15 protein-coding genes are annotated in these 16,057 nt (G+C 64.9%); 8 read left to right on the top strand and 7 right to left on the bottom strand.

What is annotated here, in order from left to right; all coding sequences use genetic code 11:
* Nucleotides 1-2: 2 nt before the first annotated feature.
* Nucleotides 3-941 (bottom strand): DnaJ C-terminal domain-containing protein, encoded by a 939-nt coding sequence (locus HUK73_RS12435; RefSeq protein WP_176592174.1) that lies wholly within the window; start codon nucleotides 939-941, stop codon nucleotides 3-5.
* Between the two features lie 138 nt (nucleotides 942-1,079).
* On the opposite strand from HUK73_RS12435, the gene pdxH reads away from it, so the two are divergent.
* Both pdxH and HUK73_RS12445 read left to right on the top strand, forming a co-directional pair.
* Nucleotides 1,080-1,655 carry a pyridoxamine 5'-phosphate oxidase gene (gene pdxH / locus HUK73_RS12440; RefSeq protein WP_176592175.1) on the top strand — a complete coding sequence of 192 codons (576 nt, stop codon included), beginning with the start codon at nucleotides 1,080-1,082 and terminating at the stop codon, nucleotides 1,653-1,655.
* A 158-nt stretch (nucleotides 1,656-1,813) separates the two neighbouring features.
* Nucleotides 1,814-3,145 carry a dicarboxylate/amino acid:cation symporter gene (locus HUK73_RS12445; protein WP_176592176.1) on the top strand — a complete coding sequence of 444 codons (1,332 nt, stop codon included), beginning with the start codon at nucleotides 1,814-1,816 and terminating at the stop codon, nucleotides 3,143-3,145.
* 33 nt (nucleotides 3,146-3,178) lie between these two features.
* Here the strand turns inward: HUK73_RS12445 and HUK73_RS12450 are convergent, their stop codons facing one another.
* The 3 genes from HUK73_RS12450 to HUK73_RS12460 all read right to left on the bottom strand — a co-directional run bounded on the left by HUK73_RS12450 (nucleotide 3,179) and on the right by HUK73_RS12460 (nucleotide 5,332).
* Nucleotides 3,179-3,742 carry an NADPH-dependent FMN reductase gene (locus HUK73_RS12450; RefSeq protein ID WP_176592177.1) on the bottom strand — a complete coding sequence of 188 codons (564 nt, stop codon included), beginning with the start codon at nucleotides 3,740-3,742 and terminating at the stop codon, nucleotides 3,179-3,181.
* Nucleotides 3,743-3,800: 58 nt separating this feature from the next.
* The gene (locus HUK73_RS12455; RefSeq protein WP_176592178.1) at nucleotides 3,801-3,980 is read right to left on the bottom strand and encodes a hypothetical protein; all 180 of its coding nucleotides are present in this window, start codon (nucleotides 3,978-3,980) and stop codon (nucleotides 3,801-3,803) included.
* A 62-nt stretch (nucleotides 3,981-4,042) separates the two neighbouring features.
* Nucleotides 4,043-5,332, bottom strand: a complete 1,290-nt coding sequence (locus HUK73_RS12460; protein ID WP_176592179.1) for an adenylosuccinate synthase — start codon at nucleotides 5,330-5,332, stop codon at nucleotides 4,043-4,045.
* A gap of 333 nt (nucleotides 5,333-5,665) precedes the next feature.
* Here HUK73_RS12460 and HUK73_RS12465 point away from each other — a divergent pair, with 333 nt between their 5' ends.
* Nucleotides 5,666-6,481: an alpha/beta hydrolase gene (locus HUK73_RS12465; RefSeq protein ID WP_255326359.1), complete on the top strand. Its 816-nt coding sequence runs from the start codon at nucleotides 5,666-5,668 to the stop codon at nucleotides 6,479-6,481.
* Here the strand turns inward: HUK73_RS12465 and HUK73_RS12470 are convergent.
* From HUK73_RS12470 to HUK73_RS12480, 3 genes are all read right to left on the bottom strand, one after another.
* Nucleotides 6,475-7,611 carry an ATP phosphoribosyltransferase regulatory subunit gene (locus HUK73_RS12470; protein ID WP_369805523.1) on the bottom strand — a complete coding sequence of 379 codons (1,137 nt, stop codon included), beginning with the start codon at nucleotides 7,609-7,611 and terminating at the stop codon, nucleotides 6,475-6,477. The two genes, HUK73_RS12465 and HUK73_RS12470, sit on opposite strands and share 7 nt — an antisense overlap.
* A gap of 54 nt (nucleotides 7,612-7,665) precedes the next feature.
* The gene (serA, locus tag HUK73_RS12475) at nucleotides 7,666-9,246 is read right to left on the bottom strand and encodes a phosphoglycerate dehydrogenase (protein ID WP_176592182.1); all 1,581 of its coding nucleotides are present in this window, start codon (nucleotides 9,244-9,246) and stop codon (nucleotides 7,666-7,668) included.
* Between the two features lie 159 nt (nucleotides 9,247-9,405).
* The gene (locus HUK73_RS12480; protein WP_176592183.1) at nucleotides 9,406-10,566 is read right to left on the bottom strand and encodes a phosphoserine transaminase; all 1,161 of its coding nucleotides are present in this window, start codon (nucleotides 10,564-10,566) and stop codon (nucleotides 9,406-9,408) included.
* Nucleotides 10,567-10,743: 177 nt separating this feature from the next.
* Here HUK73_RS12480 and HUK73_RS12485 point away from each other — a divergent pair, with 177 nt between their 5' ends.
* From HUK73_RS12485 to HUK73_RS12505, 5 genes are all read left to right on the top strand, one after another.
* Nucleotides 10,744-11,439: an extensin family protein gene (locus HUK73_RS12485; RefSeq protein WP_176592184.1), complete on the top strand. Its 696-nt coding sequence runs from the start codon at nucleotides 10,744-10,746 to the stop codon at nucleotides 11,437-11,439.
* Between the two features lie 78 nt (nucleotides 11,440-11,517).
* Nucleotides 11,518-12,396 carry a TIGR00730 family Rossman fold protein gene (locus HUK73_RS12490; protein ID WP_176592185.1) on the top strand — a complete coding sequence of 293 codons (879 nt, stop codon included), beginning with the start codon at nucleotides 11,518-11,520 and terminating at the stop codon, nucleotides 12,394-12,396.
* A 44-nt stretch (nucleotides 12,397-12,440) separates the two neighbouring features.
* Entirely contained in the window at nucleotides 12,441-13,112 is a 672-nt protein-coding gene (locus tag HUK73_RS12495; RefSeq protein ID WP_176592186.1) for a pyrimidine 5'-nucleotidase, read from the top strand.
* Nucleotides 13,109-13,948 (top strand): 2,3,4,5-tetrahydropyridine-2,6-dicarboxylate N-succinyltransferase, encoded by an 840-nt coding sequence (gene dapD, locus HUK73_RS12500; protein WP_176592187.1) that lies wholly within the window; start codon nucleotides 13,109-13,111, stop codon nucleotides 13,946-13,948. Before HUK73_RS12495 ends, dapD begins: the two co-directional genes overlap by 4 nt.
* A 41-nt stretch (nucleotides 13,949-13,989) precedes the next feature.
* Nucleotides 13,990-15,858, top strand: a complete 1,869-nt coding sequence (locus HUK73_RS12505) for an ABC transporter ATP-binding protein/permease (RefSeq protein WP_176592948.1) — start codon at nucleotides 13,990-13,992, stop codon at nucleotides 15,856-15,858.
* Nucleotides 15,859-16,057: the final 199 nt, after the last annotated feature.

Raw genomic sequence — 16,057 nt, forward strand, 5'->3', positions numbered from 1 at the left:
CCTCAGACGCCGAGATGGGTCCGCACGGCCCGGCTGTCCTGCCAGCCTTCGACCAACGCCTTGATCGTCGGGTCGTCGGCGGGCACGTCGATCAGCAGGGTGACGAGCTGGTCGCCGCGCTGGCCGCCCTTTCCGGTAAAGCCCTTGCCGCGCAGGCGCAGCGTCTTGCCGGAGGTCGCGCCGGCAGGGACGCCCAGCATCACCGGGCCGTCGACCGTGGGCACCTTGACCTTCGCACCCTTCACCGCTTCGTCGAGCGTGATCGGCAGATCGAGCAGCACATTGTCCCCGTCGCGGGTGAAGAAGGGGTGCGGCTTGATCTCGATCGTGACGATGGCGTCGCCCGCCCCGCCTGCGCCGGGCTGCCCCTTGCCGGAAAGGCGCATCTGCGTGCCGCTCTCGACGCCCGCCGACAGCTTGAGGTCGATGGTCTTGCCGTCCTGAAGCGTGATCCGCTGCGGCGCGAGGGTGGCCGCATCGACGAATTGAACGGCCAGTCGATAGGAGACATTGGCGCCCTTTTGCGGCGGCGCACCCCGGCCGAATCCGCCAAAGCCGCCACCGGCGCGGCGTCCCGCACCGCCGCCTCCGCCGAACAGCCCTTCGAAAATATCACCGAAATCCGCGCTGCCGCCGTTGAACTCGAAGCCACCGCCCTGACCGCCGGGATGACCGCGAAAACCGCCGCCGCCCCCGCCGAAACCAAAGGGCGCGGTCGGATTGCCGTCGCCGTCAATCTCTCCCCGGTCAAAGCGGGCGCGCTTGTCCTTGTCGGACAGCAGATCATAAGCAGTGGTGACGGCGGAAAATTTCTCCGCCGCCTTCGGATTGTCCTTGTTCCGGTCGGGATGCAGTTCCTTGGCCAGCTTGCGATAGGCGGACTTGATCTCTGCCTCGCTCGCGCTGCGCGCCACGCCCAATGTGGAATAAGGGTCGGCCATGGCCGGGTACACATCCTTCTTGCATGAAAAAACCGTTGGCGCCCTATGTGGCGAAAGCCGCCAAATGGTTCAAGCGTGGCAAAGCCTTATCGACAAGCTCTTATCGACATCGCAGGGCGCCAGGCCTAAATCATCGCCATGACCGATCCCTTTGCCCTGTTCGACGCCTGGTACAATGAAGCGCGCGAGACCGAGATCAACGACAGTAACGCCATGGCGCTGGCCACCGCCGATGCGCGCGGGCGACCTTCGCTGCGGATGGTATTGCTGAAAGGACATGGGCCGGACGGCTTTATCTTCTACACCAATTTCGAGGGACGCAAAGCGGAGGAACTGCATGCCAATCCCCATGCGGCCCTGCTGTTCCACTGGAAATCGATGCGGCGGCAGATCCGCATAGAGGGGCCGGTGGGGCCGGTGGACGATGAAACCGCCGACGCCTATTTCGCCACGCGCAGCCGGGACAGCCAGCTCGGCGCCTGGGCGTCGGACCAGTCGCGCCCGCTGGAATCGCGCGACCTGTTCATGGCCCGCTATGAGGAGGTGAGCCTGCGCTTCGAAGGCGGGCCGGTCCCCCGGCCGCCGCACTGGTCGGGATTCCGCGTATATCCTGAACGCATCGAATTCTGGCAGGATCGCGAGCATCGCCTGCATGAACGCCGCCTGTTCGAACGCACCGGCGACGGCTGGCGCGAAGGGTTGCTCTACCCCTGATCCGCAAGGCGGGGCGCGGAAACCGATCCCTTATTCGTTGAATGCGATAACGGCCCGGCGCGCTCCGATTGCGGGCGCTTCGGGCGCCTGTTAGGTGTAGCCGCCTGACAGGGGCAAAAACAGACGCGTGCCGGACGGGCCGGGCAAAAAGGATCAAGATGCGAAATCGACTGACGGCGTTCATCCTGACGGGCATGGTTCTGGGGGTGATCGTGGGCTTCGCCACCAACCTCTGGGTCGGGGGCGACAAAGCGCTGGCGAAGGATGTGGCCGGCTATTTCCATCTGTTGGCCGACATCTTCCTCCATCTGATCAAGATGATCATCGCGCCGCTGGTCTTTTCGACTCTGGTCGCGGGTATCGCCCATATGGGCGACAGCGCGGCGCTGGGGCGCATCGGCGGGCGGGCGCTTGCCTGGTTCATCATCGCCAGCCTGATATCCCTGACTCTGGGCCTGATCTTCGTCAATTTCTTCGCTCCGGGCGAAGGGCTGAATCTGGTCCGGTCGGGCGCGGATTCAGGGGTCAATACCGAGGCGCTCAACTTCCGCGACTTCATCCTGCATGTCTTCCCGACCTCCATGGTCGGCGCCATGGCGGAAAATTCCATTCTTCAGATCGTCGTCTTCTCCCTGTTCGTGGGCGTCGCGCTGACCGCCATCGGGGAAAAGGGCAAGCCCATCGTCACCGTGATCGAGGCGATGGTCGAGCTGATGCTGCAAGTCACCGGCTATGTCATGCGCATGGCGCCGCTGGCGGTGTTCGGCGCGCTGGCATCGGTCATCACGACCGAGGGGCTGGGCGTGCTGAAGACCTTCGGGCAATTGGTGGGCGAATTCTATCTGGCGCTGATCGCGCTGTGGCTGCTGCTGTGCGCGGCGGGATCGGCCTTCCTCGGCAAGCGGATGGTGAAGCTGATCCGTTATGTGCGGGAGCCGGTGCTGATCGCCTTTTCCACCGCATCATCCGAAGCGGCCTATCCCAAGATGCTGGAGCAGCTCGACCGGTTCGGCGTGCCGCGCCGCATCTACAGTTTCGTGCTGCCGCTCGGCTATTCGTTCAACCTCGACGGGTCGATGATGTATTCGACCTTCGCCACCATCTTCATCGCCCAGGCCTATGGCATCGACCTGCCGATCGCGACGCAGATCACTATCCTGCTGGTGCTGATGGTGACCAGCAAGGGCATCGCCGCCGTGCCGCGCGCTTCGCTGGTGGTGGTCGCCGCGACACTGGGGCAATTCGATCTGCCGGTGGAGGGCGTGGCCTTCATCCTCGCCGTCGACCATTTCATGGACATGGGCCGCACCGCGACCAACGTGCTGGGCAATGCCATCGCCACCTCCGTCATCACCAAATGGGAAGGGATGCTGGAGGTCGAGGAGCCGGAATATGTGCCCCATCCCAAGGCGCCCGCGCACACCGCTTCACATGGGCGAGCCGGACTGGAGCTGGCGTCCGATATGGTGGACAGGGACGAGCGGTCCTGAGCCCGTCCAGGGGATGGTGAAACGGCGGCCGGGTTAGCGCTGCACCGCCTCGGCCCAATAGACAAGGCTGCGGGCGAAGCTGGCGAAGCCTCGCTCCAGCGCGGCGCCGCCCTCACCATGGGGGTGGGCCTCGGCATCGAGCGTATCCCCGATCTGGCCGACGCTGAGCCGCTCAGGGATGACGGTCATGCCCATGGCGCTCAGCGTCACCGTCCAGTTGGCATGGCTGTTCACGCCGGCATAGCGGCCCATGGAATAGCTCGCCACGCCTGCCGGGCGGCGGTCGAATTCCTTGAGGAAATGGTCGGTCAGGTTCTTGAGGCCCGGCTGAACGCCGCGATTATATTCGCCCGCGACGAAGACGAAGGCATCAGCGGCGGTAAGGCGTTCGGACAGCGCGGTCATGGCGGCGGGCGCTTCGCCGGCGGGATAGTCGCTGTAGCGAAGGTCCAGCATGGGCAGGCCGATGGCCTTGGCATCGATCAATTCGGCCTTGTGGCCAAGTTGCTGGAAGCCCCGGATCAGATAATCGACCAGCCGGATGCCGAGTCGGCCACGCCGGTAGGAGCCGTAAAGGACGAGAATATCGAGCGCCATGGGAGACTCCCTTGATGGGTCAGGGGAGTGTCGCACCGGCGCTCGACGGCGTCCAGTCCTAGCGCAGCTTTGCGATGTTCAGCCCGTCCTGCTTGGCCCGGGCTTTCACCGATTCCTCGCTGCGGGTCAGGGCCTTGGCGATCGCCTTGAGCGCCATGCCCTTTTTCGCCAGCGTGTGGAGCTTTTGCAGCTCATCCGCCGTCCAGGGTTGCTTGTGGCGCTCGAAGCGTTCGCCCATTGGTTTGTGCTTTGTCACCGCACCGGCCGATAGGTTTCAACTTAACGGAAACCCGAAAACCCTCAATCCGCGAAGGGATCGCGCACGAGGATGGTGTCCTCGCGCTCGGGACTGGTGGAAACGAGCGTGACCGGGCAGCCGATCAGTTCCTCGATCCGGCGGATATATTTGATCGCCTGCGCGGGGAGCTCCGCCCAGCTGCGGGCGCCCGCCGTGGTGTCCTGCCAGCCTTCGATCGTCTCATAGACCGGTTCGGCCTTGGCCTGATCCTGCGCATGGGCGGGGAGATAGTCGAAGTTCTGGTCGCCAATCCTGTAGCCGACGCAGATCTTCAGTTCCTCGAAGCCGTCCAGCACGTCGAGCTTGGTGAGCGCGATGCCGGTGACGCCCGACACCGCAACCGACTGCCGCACCAGCACCGCGTCGAACCAGCCGCAGCGGCGCTTGCGGCCGGTGACGGTGCCGAATTCATGGCCGCGCTCACCGAGGCGCTGGCCGACCTCATTCTCCTGCTCGGTCGGGAAGGGACCGGAGCCGACGCGGGTGGTGTAGGCCTTGACGATGCCCAGCACGAAGCCTGCGCCCGAGGGGCCAAGGCCGGTGCCGCTCGCCGCCGTGCCCGCCACCGTGTTGGACGAAGTGACGAAGGGATAGGTGCCGTGGTCGATGTCGAGCAGCGTGCCCTGCGCGCCTTCGAACAGGATGCGCTTGCCTTCCGCCTTGGCCTTGTTGAGCGTCAGCCAGACGGGCTTGACGAAGGGCAGGATGAAGCTGGCGATGTCGCGCAGTTCGGCCATCAGCGCGTCGCGATCGATCGGCGCTTCGTTGAACCCGGCGCGCAGCGCGTCATGATGCGCGGTCAGGCGGTCAAGCTGCGGACCGAGATCGTCCAGATGGGCAAGGTCGCAGACGCGGATGGCGCGGCGGCCGACCTTGTCCTCATAGGCCGGGCCGATGCCGCGACGGGTGGTGCCGATCTTGCCCGCGCCCGAAGCATCCTCGCGCAAACCGTCGAGGTCGCGGTGGAAGGGCAGGATCAACGGGCAGGTTTCCGCGATCTGGAGATTTTCAGGCGTGATGGCGACGCCCTGTCCGCGCAGCTTGGCAACCTCGTCACGGAAGTGCCAGGGGTCCAGCACCACGCCATTGCCGATGACCGACAGCGTGCCGCGCACAATGCCCGAGGGCAGCAGCGAGAGCTTGTAGACATTCTCGCCCACGACCAGCGTGTGGCCGGCATTGTGACCGCCCTGAAAGCGCGCGACGACGTCAGCGCGTTCCGACAGCCAGTCGACGATCTTCCCCTTGCCTTCGTCACCCCATTGGGCGCCGATCACGGTAACATTTGCCATGGATACACTCCTCCGCCCGCCGCGCGGACCGGCCATGCCCTTCGACGGGACTCGGCATGCCGGTGGGATAATATGGGCGCTCCGATATGGTCGTGGGCGCCCTATGCGGGGCGCGCGTTAGCCGGGCGCGGCGGGCACGTCAAGGCAGACAGGTTACACTTTGATACAGCGGCGCGGGTTTACGGGATCGAGCGGTCTGGCAAGCTCGCGTCCAGGATTGGGAAAAGGTTGCGACAGATGCGGCGGCGATTCTCTCTGGGGGCGATTCTGGTGCTGGCGGTGGTGGCGTCGGGCGTCGACGCGCAGGGCTTGCGCGAGCGCTGGCGGGCACGGATGGCCGAGGGGCAACAGAGCGCCGGGCAAAGTGCACCGGGCGCGCAGACCATGGCCTATGGCAAGGATGCGTTGCAGATACTGGATTACTGGCCAGCCGAGGCGAGGAAGGCGCCGCTGGTCCTCTTCGTCCATGGCGGCGGGTGGAAGCGGGGCAGCAAGGACAATGCCACCGGCGCGGAGAAGGTCGGCCATTATCACAGCCTCGGCTATGGCTTTGCGTCGATCAACTACCGGCTGGTGCCCGATGCGACGGTGGAGCAACAGGCGCAGGATGTGGCGGATGCCGTGGCCTTTCTGCGCGGGAAGGCCGGGGTGCTGGGTTTCGATCCCGATCGGATCGTGTTGATGGGGCACAGCGCGGGCGCGCATCTGGTGGCGCTGGTGGGCACAGACATGCACTATTTCGCCAAGGCGGGGCTAAAGTCCGACGCCGTGCGCGGCGTGATCCCGCTGGACGGCGCGGCCTATGACGTGCCCAGGCAAATGGCCGAGGGCAACCGCTTCATGGCCGGGACCTATGAACAGGCCTTCGGCACCGATCCGGCGCGGCAGAAGGCGCTGTCACCAACCTTCCACGCCGAGCCGCCCAATGCGCCGGGCTTCCTGATCCTGCATGTCGACCGCGCGGACGGGACGGCGCAATCGGAAGAACTGGCGGCAGCGCTGCGCAAGGCGGGGACGCCGGTGGAGATCGATGCGCTGGAGGGTCAGGGCCTGCGCGGGCATATGCAGATCAACCGGTCGATGGGCGATCCCGACTATCCGGGGACCGCCATCGTCGATCGCTGGCTGAAACGCCTCTTCGGTCAGTAAGCGCGGGGTTCCGTGCCGTCGAGCCAGTGGGAACAGCGCAGCATCTCGCCATTTTCCTGCCCCGTAAGGGCGGCGATGGTCCGCCAGCCCTCTGCCCGCAGCGCGGCGGCACGGGCCGTGTCATGATGCAGCGGCAGGAACAGGCGCTTGGGGGATTCGCCGCCGAAGCCCGCGTCGATCAGCGGATCGGGATAGAGCGAGAAGCCCATGGCCGGTTCGTCCGAACCGTCGGAGCGGGTGATGGCATAGCTGCCGCCCCGACCGATCTCACCAATGAAGCCTTCCGCGAAGATCGAGAAGCCGAACCAGTTCTGATATTCAAAACCATGGCGCTCCGTGGGATCGAGCGTCAGGGTGATGTCCCAGCCGATCGGCTTGGCGATGGCGCGCAGGCCCGCGATCCGGCTGTCGATGGCGCCGCCAAGCTCGGCGTTGAGCGCTTCGAGCCGTTCCATCGCGGCGTGGAAGGGGCCAGTCGCCTCGATCAAAGGCAGATAGGCGGCAGCGGCCGGGCCGATCGCCACGAGCGCGCCAGCATCCTTGGCATCCAGTTCGGTGCGGACCGCCTCAATCTCCCCCGGCGCCAGAGGCAGCGGGCCGGCGGCGAGACTGTCGATCAGGTCCGGCAAGGTGAAGTCGATGGTGATGCCGGTGACGCCCGCGGCCTGCAGCGCTTCAATGGCGACATTCACGATTTCGACGGCGGCGGTGGCGCTGTCGCTGCCGATCAGTTCGGCGCCGATCTGGAAGCGTTCGCGTTCGGGGCGAAGCTGATTCGCGCGCAGGCGGATCACCGGCCCGGCATAGGAGAGACGCAGCGGACGGGGGGCGGACGCCAGACGGGTGGCGGCGATGCGGCCGACCTGCGCGGTCATGTCCGGGCGGAGGGCCAGGCTGCGCTGGGAAACGGGATCGATGGCGCGGACAAGATCCTGCGCGCGCATCGTTTTCAGGCGGCCGACCAGCGTATCCTCGAATTCCGCGAGCGGCGGCATGACGCGTTCATAGCCATGCCCGGCAACGGTATCGAGCACGCGACGCGCAAGGCGCGCGGAAGCTTCTGCCTGCGGCGGCAGGCGGTCTGACAGTCCTTCGGGAAGGAGGCCGGGCGGGATCGTGGCACTCTTCATGGTCATGGGGCTGGCCTTTAGCGGATTATACGCAATAGGCCAGCCCGAACCATATCAAGCGAAGCGGAGCAGCTTGACGGTCTTGACGCCTGCCAGCTTGCAGATGTCGGCAAGAACGGTTTCGCTCACCGCGCCGTCGACCGACAGCAGCAGCACAGCTTCGCCACCCTGATTGCGGCGGCCAAGGTGGAAGGTGCCGATGTTGACGTTCGCCTCACCCAGCGTCGAACCCAGACGGCCGATGAAGCCCGGCGCGTCCTGATTGACGATGTAGAGCATGTGCCCGGCGAGGTCGGCTTCGACCTTGATGCCGAACAGTTCGACCAGACGGGCCTGGGCGTTGCCGAACAGGGTGCCCGCCACCGACTTGTCGCCGCTTTCCGTCTTCACGGTCACGCGAACGAGGGTCTGATAGTCACCCTCACGATCATGACGGACCTCACGAACGTCGAGGCCGCGTTCCTTCGCGAGGAAGGGCGCGTTGACCATGTTCACCGTGTCCGAATAGACGCGCATCAGGCCAGCCAGCACCGCAGCGGTGATCGGCTTCTGGTTGAGTTCGGCGGCATGGCCCTCGACCTCGACCGAGACGCTCTGGATGCGGTCGCCTTCAAGCTGGCCGACGAGGCTGCCCAGTTCCTCGGCCAGCGCCATATAGGGCTTGAGCTTCGGGGCTTCCTCCGCCGACAGCGACGGGACGTTCAGCGCATTGGTGATGCCGCCGTCGAGCAGATAGTCGCTGAGCTGTTCAGCCACCTGAAGCGCGACATTGACCTGCGCTTCGTCGGTCGATGCGCCGAGATGCGGGGTGCAGATGAAGTTGGGCGTGCCGAACAGCGGCGATTCCTTCGCCGGTTCGGTCACGAACACGTCGAGCGCGGCGCCCGCGACATGGCCCGAATCCAGCGCTGCCTTGAGCGCGGCTTCATCGATCAGACCACCACGGGCGCAGTTGATGATGCGCACGCCCTTCTTGGTCTTGGCGAGGTTTTCCCTGCTCAGGATGTTGCGGGTCTGGTCGGTCAGCGGCGTGTGCAGCGTGATGAAGTCGGCCTTCGCCAACAGCGTGTCGAGGTCGGCCTTTTCCACACCCATTTCGACGGCGCGTTCCGGGGTCAGGAAGGGGTCGAAGGCCACGACCTTCATCTTCAGGCCAATGGCGCGGCTGGCGACGATCGAACCGATATTGCCCGCACCGATCAGACCCAGCGTCTTGCCGGTCACTTCCACGCCCATGAAGCCGTTCTTCGGCCACAGGCCCTGCTGCGTCTGGGCATTGGCTTCGGGCAGCTGGCGGGCCAGCGCGAACATCAGCGCGATGGCGTGTTCGGCGGTGGTGATCGAGTTGCCGAACGGGGTGTTCATGACGATCACGCCCTTGGACGAGGCATAGGGAATGTCGACATTGTCGACGCCGATGCCGGCGCGGCCGATGACCTTCAGATTGGTCGCGGCGTCGAGGATTTCCTTCGTAACCTTGGTCGAGCTGCGGATGGCGAGGCCATCATAGCTGCCGATCATCGCGGCCAGTTCTTCCGGCGTCTGGCCGGTGATGACGTCGACCTCGACGCCCCGCTCACGGAAGATCGCTGCGGCGCGGGGGTCCATCTTGTCGGAAATGAGTACCTTGGGCATGGAAATGCTCCTTCGCTTCTATGAACCCGTCACCCCCGCGAAGGCGGGGGTCCATCTCCCATCGGTTGCGTCATGCGGGACGGTTGGGAGATGGATTACCTGCGGTACACTTACGTGCCCGCCTGCGCGGGAATGACGTCGATATTTTGGGTTAGGGAATTAAGCAGCCTTGGCGGTGGCGTAGGCCCAGTCGAGCCACGGACCCAGCGCGACGATGTCGGCGGTTTCGACGGTCGCGCCGCACCAGATGCGCAGGCCCGCCGGGGCATCGCGGTAGCCCGCGACGTCATAGGCGGCGCCTTCCTTCTCCAGCAGACCGGCAAAGGTCTTGATGAAGGCTTCGTCCGCACCCTCGACGGTCAGGCAGACGCTGGTGGTCGAGCGCGACGCTTCGTCGGCGGCGAGATGGCCGAGCCAATCGCGTTCCTCGACGATCCTGTTCAGCGCCGCCGCATTGGCGTTGCTGCGCGCGATCAGGCCAGCGGAGCCGCCCAGCGACTTGCCCCATTCCAGCGCGAAGATCGCGTCCTCGACGGCCAGCATCGAGGGGGTGTTGATGGTTTCGCCCTTGAACACGCCCTCGGCCAGCTTGCCCTTCGCCATCAGGCGGAAGACCTTGGGCAGCGGCCAGGCGGGCGTGTGGGTTTCCAGACGCTCGACCGCGCGGGGGCCGAGGATCAGCACGCCATGGCCGCCCTCGCCGCCCAGCACCTTCTGCCAGGAGAAGGTGGCAACGTCGATCTTCGCCCAGTCGATGTCGTAAGCGAACACGGCGCTGGTGGCGTCGGCGAAGGTCAGGCCCTCGCGGTCGGCCGGAATCCAGTCGGCATTGGGCACGCGCACGCCGGAGGTGGTGCCGTTCCAAGTGAACAGCACGTCGTTCGAGAAGTCGACGGCGCCAAGGTCCGGCAGCTGACCATAATCGGCGCGGATGATCGTCGGATCGAGCTTCAACTGCTTGGCGGCGTCCGTCACCCAGCCTTCACCGAAGCTCTCCCAGGCCAGCGTCGTGACGGGGCGGGCGCCCAGCATGGTCCACATCGCCATTTCGAAGGCGCCGGTGTCCGAACCGGGAACGATGCCGATGCGGTGGGTTTCGGGCAGGTTCAGCAGTTCGCGCATCAGGTCGATGCAATAAGCGAGGCGGGTCTTGCCGATCTTGGCGCGGTGCGAGCGGCCCAGCGACTCGGCGCTCAGCTTGTCGGCGCTCCAGCCCGGAGGCTTGGCGCAGGGACCCGAAGAGAAATAGGGACGGGCCGGACGGTTGGCGGGCTTTTCAGCAGGCGCAATGGTGGCGTCAACGGCAGTCAGATCAGTCATGTAATGCGTCTCCTTACAGAGAGCACGCGCGGCGTTGGGACCGCGTGGCCCGCTGGCCGCCCTAAAGATTTGGAGGGAAGAGTCAAGCCGCCAAAGAGTCCAGTCGAATGGCGGGATGCGACAAGCTGAGTCCGCCGTTAACCCCTGAGCCAGCCGGACGTGGTAGATAGCTGTCCCATGTTTGAGCGGGTTAGGGGGAAAGCGATCCTTCGCGCCATGGGCTTTGCGGCCATGGCGACGGCTGGGGTGACGCTGGCGGGCTGCGGCGGCGATCTGGTGCCGCGGGGGCGCGTGGAGCGCCCCTCCAAGCCGGTCAGGACCGTGCGGCCCGCCACCCCACCGCCGATGGAGTTGCGCCAGTGCATGGCGAAGCTGAGTGCGCAATCGGTGCTGTACACCCCCCTGCCCGACCAGAATTTCGGCGGCGGATGCACCGCCATGGGCAGCGTCAAGCTGCTCGACATCGGCGTGCCCGCGACCAATCTGGGCGCCATGACCTGCGGCCTGGCGGCCAATTTCGCAGCCTGGGTGCGCTATGGCGTGCAGCCCGCCGCGCGGATGATCCTGGGTGCGGAGATCGAGCGGGTGGAAACCTTCGGCACCTATAATTGCCGCCCCATAGCGGGCAGCGGGAAACTCAGCGAACATGCGCACAGCAATGCGGTCGACGTATCCGCCTTCGTGCTGAGCGACGGACGGCGGATTTCGATCGAGAAGGACTGGAACGGCGACCAGCGGACGCGGCAATTCCTGCAAGTCGTACACGCCAGCGCCTGCAAGCGGTTCAGTACGGTCCTCAGTCCCGATTACAACGCCGCGCATCACGACCATTTTCATTTCGACATGGGAGGCCGCGGCGGCTTTTGCCGCTGAGTGGAAAAATAAAGGAGTGGAGGATTCTGCCGCTGACGGCCCTTGGCTTTAGCGCGGCGGCTCCCTAATTTGAGCATAATGACCAGAAAAGAAATCGAAGAACGCAAATTCCGTCCCGCCCGCCAGGAAGCGGCCGATGCCCGAAAGGGGATCGAAACCCCCCAGACCAGCAGCTCGGCCTATCGGCTTGCCTTTCAGGATACCGAATTCCTGCTGCGCGAGGATTTGCGCCCCGTCCGCTTCCAGCTGGAGCTGCTGAAGCCCCAATTGCTGATGGACGAAGCGAAGATCGAGTCGACCTTCGTATTTTACGGCTCCGCCCGTATTCCCGAACCCGATCAGGTGCAGGCGCGCATCGACGCCGCCGCCACCCCTGACCAGAAGCGCATCGCCGAAAATCTGGGCAAAAAGGCCCGCTATTATGACGAAGCGCGCAAACTCGCCCGGATCGCCGCGCAATATCCGGTGAATGAGGCGGGATGCCGCCATTTCGTCGTCTGCTCGGGCGGCGGCCCCTCGATCATGGAAGCGGCCAATCGCGGCGCCTATGAGGTCGGCCAGACCACCATCGGCATGAACATCGTCCTGCCGCATGAACAGGCCCCCAACCGCTTCGTCACGCCGGAACTGAGCTTCCAATTCCATTATTTCGCGCTGCGCAAGATGCACTTCCTGCTGCGGGCGCGGGCGCTGGCGGTCTTCCCCGGCGGCTTCGGCACGTTCGACGAGATGTTCGAACTGCTGACCTTGATCCAGACCGGCAAGATGAAACCGATCCCGATCCTGTTGTTCGGGCGGGATTTCTGGACGCGGGTGGTGGATTTCGAGGCGCTGGCCGACGAAGGGGTAATCTCCCCCTCCGACCTCAACCTTTTGACCTGGGTGGAGACCGCCGAGGACGCCTGGGCGGCGGTGCAGACCTTCTATCAGGATTCGGAAGCGCCGGGCTGCGGTTGAACGCCGCCCTTGCCCTAGGCTTCGGGGAGGATTAGGGCGCGGCCATGCGCGCGGACCTTGCCCATGTGGATAGCTGGATCTTCGATCTGGACAATACGCTTTACCCGGCGAAGGCGGACCTGTTCGCGCTGATCGACGTGAAGATGGGGGAGTTCATCCAGGGGCTGCTGGGTTGCGACCCGGTGGTCGCGAAGGAAACGCAGAAACGCTATTTCCTGGAGCATGGCACCACCCTTTCCGGCCTGATGCACCATCATGGCATCGAACCGGGCGCGTTCTTGGACTATGTCCATGATATCTCGATGGACCGGCTGGAAGTGGACGAGGCGCTGAATGCCCATATCGCCGCGCTGCCGGGACGGCGGCTGATCTTCACCAATGGCGACGGGGCCTATGCGACGCGGGTGCTGGACAAGCTCGGCCTCTCCGGCGCGTTCGAGCTGATCCACGACATCCATGCCTGCCAATATATTCCGAAACCCGATCCGTCGGGCTATGCGGAGCTGTGCCGGGTGCATGGTGTCGATCCGACCCGCGCCGCCTTTTTCGAGGATATGGCGCGCAACCTGAAACCCGCCAAGGCCATCGGCATGTCCACCATCTGGGTCAATAACGGCTCGGAAGCGGGCGACCACGGTCATCATCCCGATTTCATCGATTTCGAAACCGACCATCTGACGCCGTTTCTGGCGGATATTCTTGGGGAAAAGCCATGAGCAACGAACTGATCGCGACCATCGACACCGCCTGGGAGGACCGGGCCAATGTGAATATGTCGACGCAGGGCGCCATCCGCCAGGCGGTCGACAAGGCGCTGGCGATGCTGGACAGCGGCGAAGCGCGCGTGGCCGAACCGACCGCAGAGGGCTGGCAGGTCAACCAGTGGCTGAAGAAGGCGGTGCTGCTGTCCTTCCGCCTCAACGACAACGCCATGATCGACAATGGTCCGGGCGCGGGCCACTGGTGGGACAAGGTGCCCAGCAAGTTCGCCGGCTGGGACGAGGCCGCCTTCCGCGCCGCCGGTTTCCGTGCGGTGCCGGGGTCGTTCGCCCGTGCAGGCGCGCATATCGCCAAGAACGTCATCCTGATGCCAAGCTTCGTCAACATCGGCGCCTTCGTCGATGAAGGCACGATGGTCGACACCTGGGTCACGGTCGGCAGCTGCGCGCAGATCGGCAAGAATGTCCACCTGTCGGGCGGCGTCGGCATCGGCGGCGTGCTGGAACCGTTGCAGGCCGATCCGGTCATCATCGAGGACGACTGCTTCATCGGCGCCCGTTCCGAAGTCGTGGAAGGCGTGCGCATCGGCAAGGGGTCGGTGCTGTCGATGGGCGTGTTCATCGGCCAGTCGACCAAGATCGTCGACCGCACCACCGGCGAAATCTTCATCGGCGAAGTGCCGCCCTATTCGGTGGTCGTGCCCGGCAACCTGCCCGGCAAGCCGCTGCCCGACGGCACGCCGGGGCCGAGCCTCTATTGCGCGGTCATCGTGAAGCGCGTCGATGCGCAGACCCGTTCGAAGACGGGCATCAACGAACTGCTGCGCGACTAACATCTCTGGATAGAAGCGGCATGACTCCCTAAATGGATGTCATGCCGCCATCCACGCCTGACAATTCGCCCCTTCCGCCCGTCTGGGCGACCATGCGGCGCTTCTTTCCCTATCTCTGGCCCGCCGATGCCCCGGCGCTGCGGCGTCGGGTCGTTCTCGCCATGCTGCTGGTGCTGGTGGCCAAGGTCGTCAGCCTCGCCATGCCCTTCGCCTATAAGGGCGCGGTCGACCGGATGGCGCCGGGGATGGAATCGGGCGCGGGCCTCGCCGTAGCGCTGGTGGTGGCCTATGCGGGCGCGCGCTTTGGCAGCGTGCTGTTCGACAATCTGCGCAACGCCATTTTCGAGCGGGTCGGGCAGGAAGCCGGGCGGCGGCTGGCCGACGATGTGTTCGTGCATCTGCACCGCCTGTCGCTGCGCTTCCATCTCGACCGGCGGACCGGCGCCGTCACCAAGATCGTCGAACGCGGCACGAAGAGCATCGACACGATGCTCTATTTCCTGCTGTTCAACATCGCGCCAACGGTGCTGGAACTCGCCGCCGTCTGCGTCATCTTCTTCGTGAAGTTCGGCCCTGGCCTCGTCGCGGCGACGCTGGTGATGGTGGGCCTCTATATCTGGTTCACCCGGACCATCACCGAATGGCGCAACCAGTTGCGGCGCGACATGGTGGACATGGACACCAATGCCGTGGCCCATGCGGTCGACAGCCTGCTCAATTTCGAGACGGTCAAATATTTCGGCGCCGAGGAACGCGAGGCCGCCCGCTATGGCAAGGCGATGCGGCGCTATGCCGATGCGGCGGTGAAGTCGGAAAATTCGCTGGCCTGGCTCAATATCGGCCAGTCGCTGATCACCAACCTGATGATGGCGGGGGCCATGGGCTATACCGTCTGGGGATGGAGCCGGGGGCAGTTCTCGACCGGCGACGTGGTGCTGGTGAACACGCTGCTGAGCCAGCTTTTCCGGCCGCTCGACCTGCTGGGCATGGTCTATCGCACGATCCGGCAGGGCCTGATCGACATGGAGGCGATGTACAAGCTGATCGACACGGAGACGGAGATTGCCGATGCCCCGAACGCGCCGCTGCTGCAGGTCGAGGCGGGCGAGGTCCGATTCGATCATGTGCATTTCGGCTACGATCCCGAGCGCGAAATCCTGCACGGGGTCAGCTTTGCCGTGCCTGCGGGCAAGACTCTGGCGATTGTCGGGCCTTCGGGCGCGGGCAAGTCGACCATCGCGCGCCTGCTGTTCCGATTCTACGACATTCAGGATGGGCGAATCCTGATCGATGGGCAGGACATAGCGCAGGTCACGCAGTCTTCCTTGCGATCGGCCATCGGTATCGTGCCGCAGGACATGGTGCTGTTCAACGATACGGTCGGCTATAATATCGGCTATGGCCGGGCCGGCGCGACGCAGGCCGAGATCGAGGAAGCAGCGAAAGCGGCCTCCATCCATGAGTTCATCCTGGGGCTGCCGCAGGGCTATGCCACGCGGGTCGGCGAGCGGGGCCTGAAGCTCTCCGGCGGGGAGAAGCAGCGGGTGGCGATAGCGCGGACGCTGCTGAAGGACCCGCCGGTGCTGGTGCTGGATGAGGCGACCAGCGCGCTCGACAGCCGGACCGAGACGGAGATTCAGGACGTGCTGCGCAGCATTTCGCGCAAGCGCACGACCCTGATCGTGGCGCATCGGCTGTCCACCGTGGTCGATGCCGATGAGATCATCGTGCTGGAGCAGGGCCGCATCGTAGAGCGCGGGCGCCATGCCGATCTGGTGCGGGCGGACGGGCTTTACGCCGCCATGTGGGCACGGCAGGCGACCGAGCGGGACGACATGCCGGTCGATCCGTCGGCCGAACCCAGAATCGACGACATGTTCGAAGTGGTCGACCTGCCGGTTACCCGGTAGAATCCGCCTCGGTTGATTTTCCAGGCTTTCTCCCCTATTCTGCTCCACGCGGACCGGGCCCCTCTGGCGCGCTGATTTCCAACAGCGCGTGATGTCGGACCGCATCGGACTATCCGGTGCGACTGACGGCTTGGTTTCAACCACCCCTCCCTTTCGCAGTGGATTCTCCGATCAACCTTTGTTGTTGAACGAGAGGAGC

The organism is Sphingobium sp. EM0848 (assembly GCF_013375555.1).
In the GTDB taxonomy this organism is placed as follows: domain Bacteria; phylum Pseudomonadota; class Alphaproteobacteria; order Sphingomonadales; family Sphingomonadaceae; genus Sphingobium.

Excerpts from the sequence above, each read along its gene's own strand:
- HUK73_RS12480 (WP_176592183.1), bottom strand. The coding sequence starts at position 10,566 with ATGACTGATCTGACTGCCGTTGACGCCACCATTGCGCCTGCTGAAAAG.
- serA (WP_176592182.1), bottom strand. The coding sequence starts at position 9,246 with ATGCCCAAGGTACTCATTTCCGACAAGATGGACCCCCGCGCCGCAGCG.
- HUK73_RS12495 (WP_176592186.1), top strand. The coding sequence starts at position 12,441 with ATGCGCGCGGACCTTGCCCATGTGGATAGCTGGATCTTCGATCTGGAC.
- HUK73_RS12490 (WP_176592185.1), top strand. The coding sequence starts at position 11,518 with ATGACCAGAAAAGAAATCGAAGAACGCAAATTCCGTCCCGCCCGCCAG.
- HUK73_RS12505 (WP_176592948.1), top strand. The coding sequence starts at position 13,990 with ATGCCGCCATCCACGCCTGACAATTCGCCCCTTCCGCCCGTCTGGGCG.
- HUK73_RS12460 (WP_176592179.1), bottom strand. The coding sequence starts at position 5,332 with ATGGCAAATGTTACCGTGATCGGCGCCCAATGGGGTGACGAAGGCAAG.
- HUK73_RS12435 (WP_176592174.1), bottom strand. The coding sequence starts at position 941 with ATGGCCGACCCTTATTCCACATTGGGCGTGGCGCGCAGCGCGAGCGAG.
- dapD (WP_176592187.1), top strand. The coding sequence starts at position 13,109 with ATGAGCAACGAACTGATCGCGACCATCGACACCGCCTGGGAGGACCGG.
- HUK73_RS12485 (WP_176592184.1), top strand. The coding sequence starts at position 10,744 with ATGTTTGAGCGGGTTAGGGGGAAAGCGATCCTTCGCGCCATGGGCTTT.
- HUK73_RS12445 (WP_176592176.1), top strand. The coding sequence starts at position 1,814 with ATGCGAAATCGACTGACGGCGTTCATCCTGACGGGCATGGTTCTGGGG.
- HUK73_RS12470 (WP_369805523.1), bottom strand. The coding sequence starts at position 7,611 with ATGAAGAGTGCCACGATCCCGCCCGGCCTCCTTCCCGAAGGACTGTCA.
- pdxH (WP_176592175.1), top strand. The coding sequence starts at position 1,080 with ATGACCGATCCCTTTGCCCTGTTCGACGCCTGGTACAATGAAGCGCGC.
- HUK73_RS12455 (WP_176592178.1), bottom strand. The coding sequence starts at position 3,980 with ATGGGCGAACGCTTCGAGCGCCACAAGCAACCCTGGACGGCGGATGAG.
- HUK73_RS12465 (WP_255326359.1), top strand. The coding sequence starts at position 5,666 with ATGGCCGAGGGGCAACAGAGCGCCGGGCAAAGTGCACCGGGCGCGCAG.
- HUK73_RS12450 (WP_176592177.1), bottom strand. The coding sequence starts at position 3,742 with ATGGCGCTCGATATTCTCGTCCTTTACGGCTCCTACCGGCGTGGCCGA.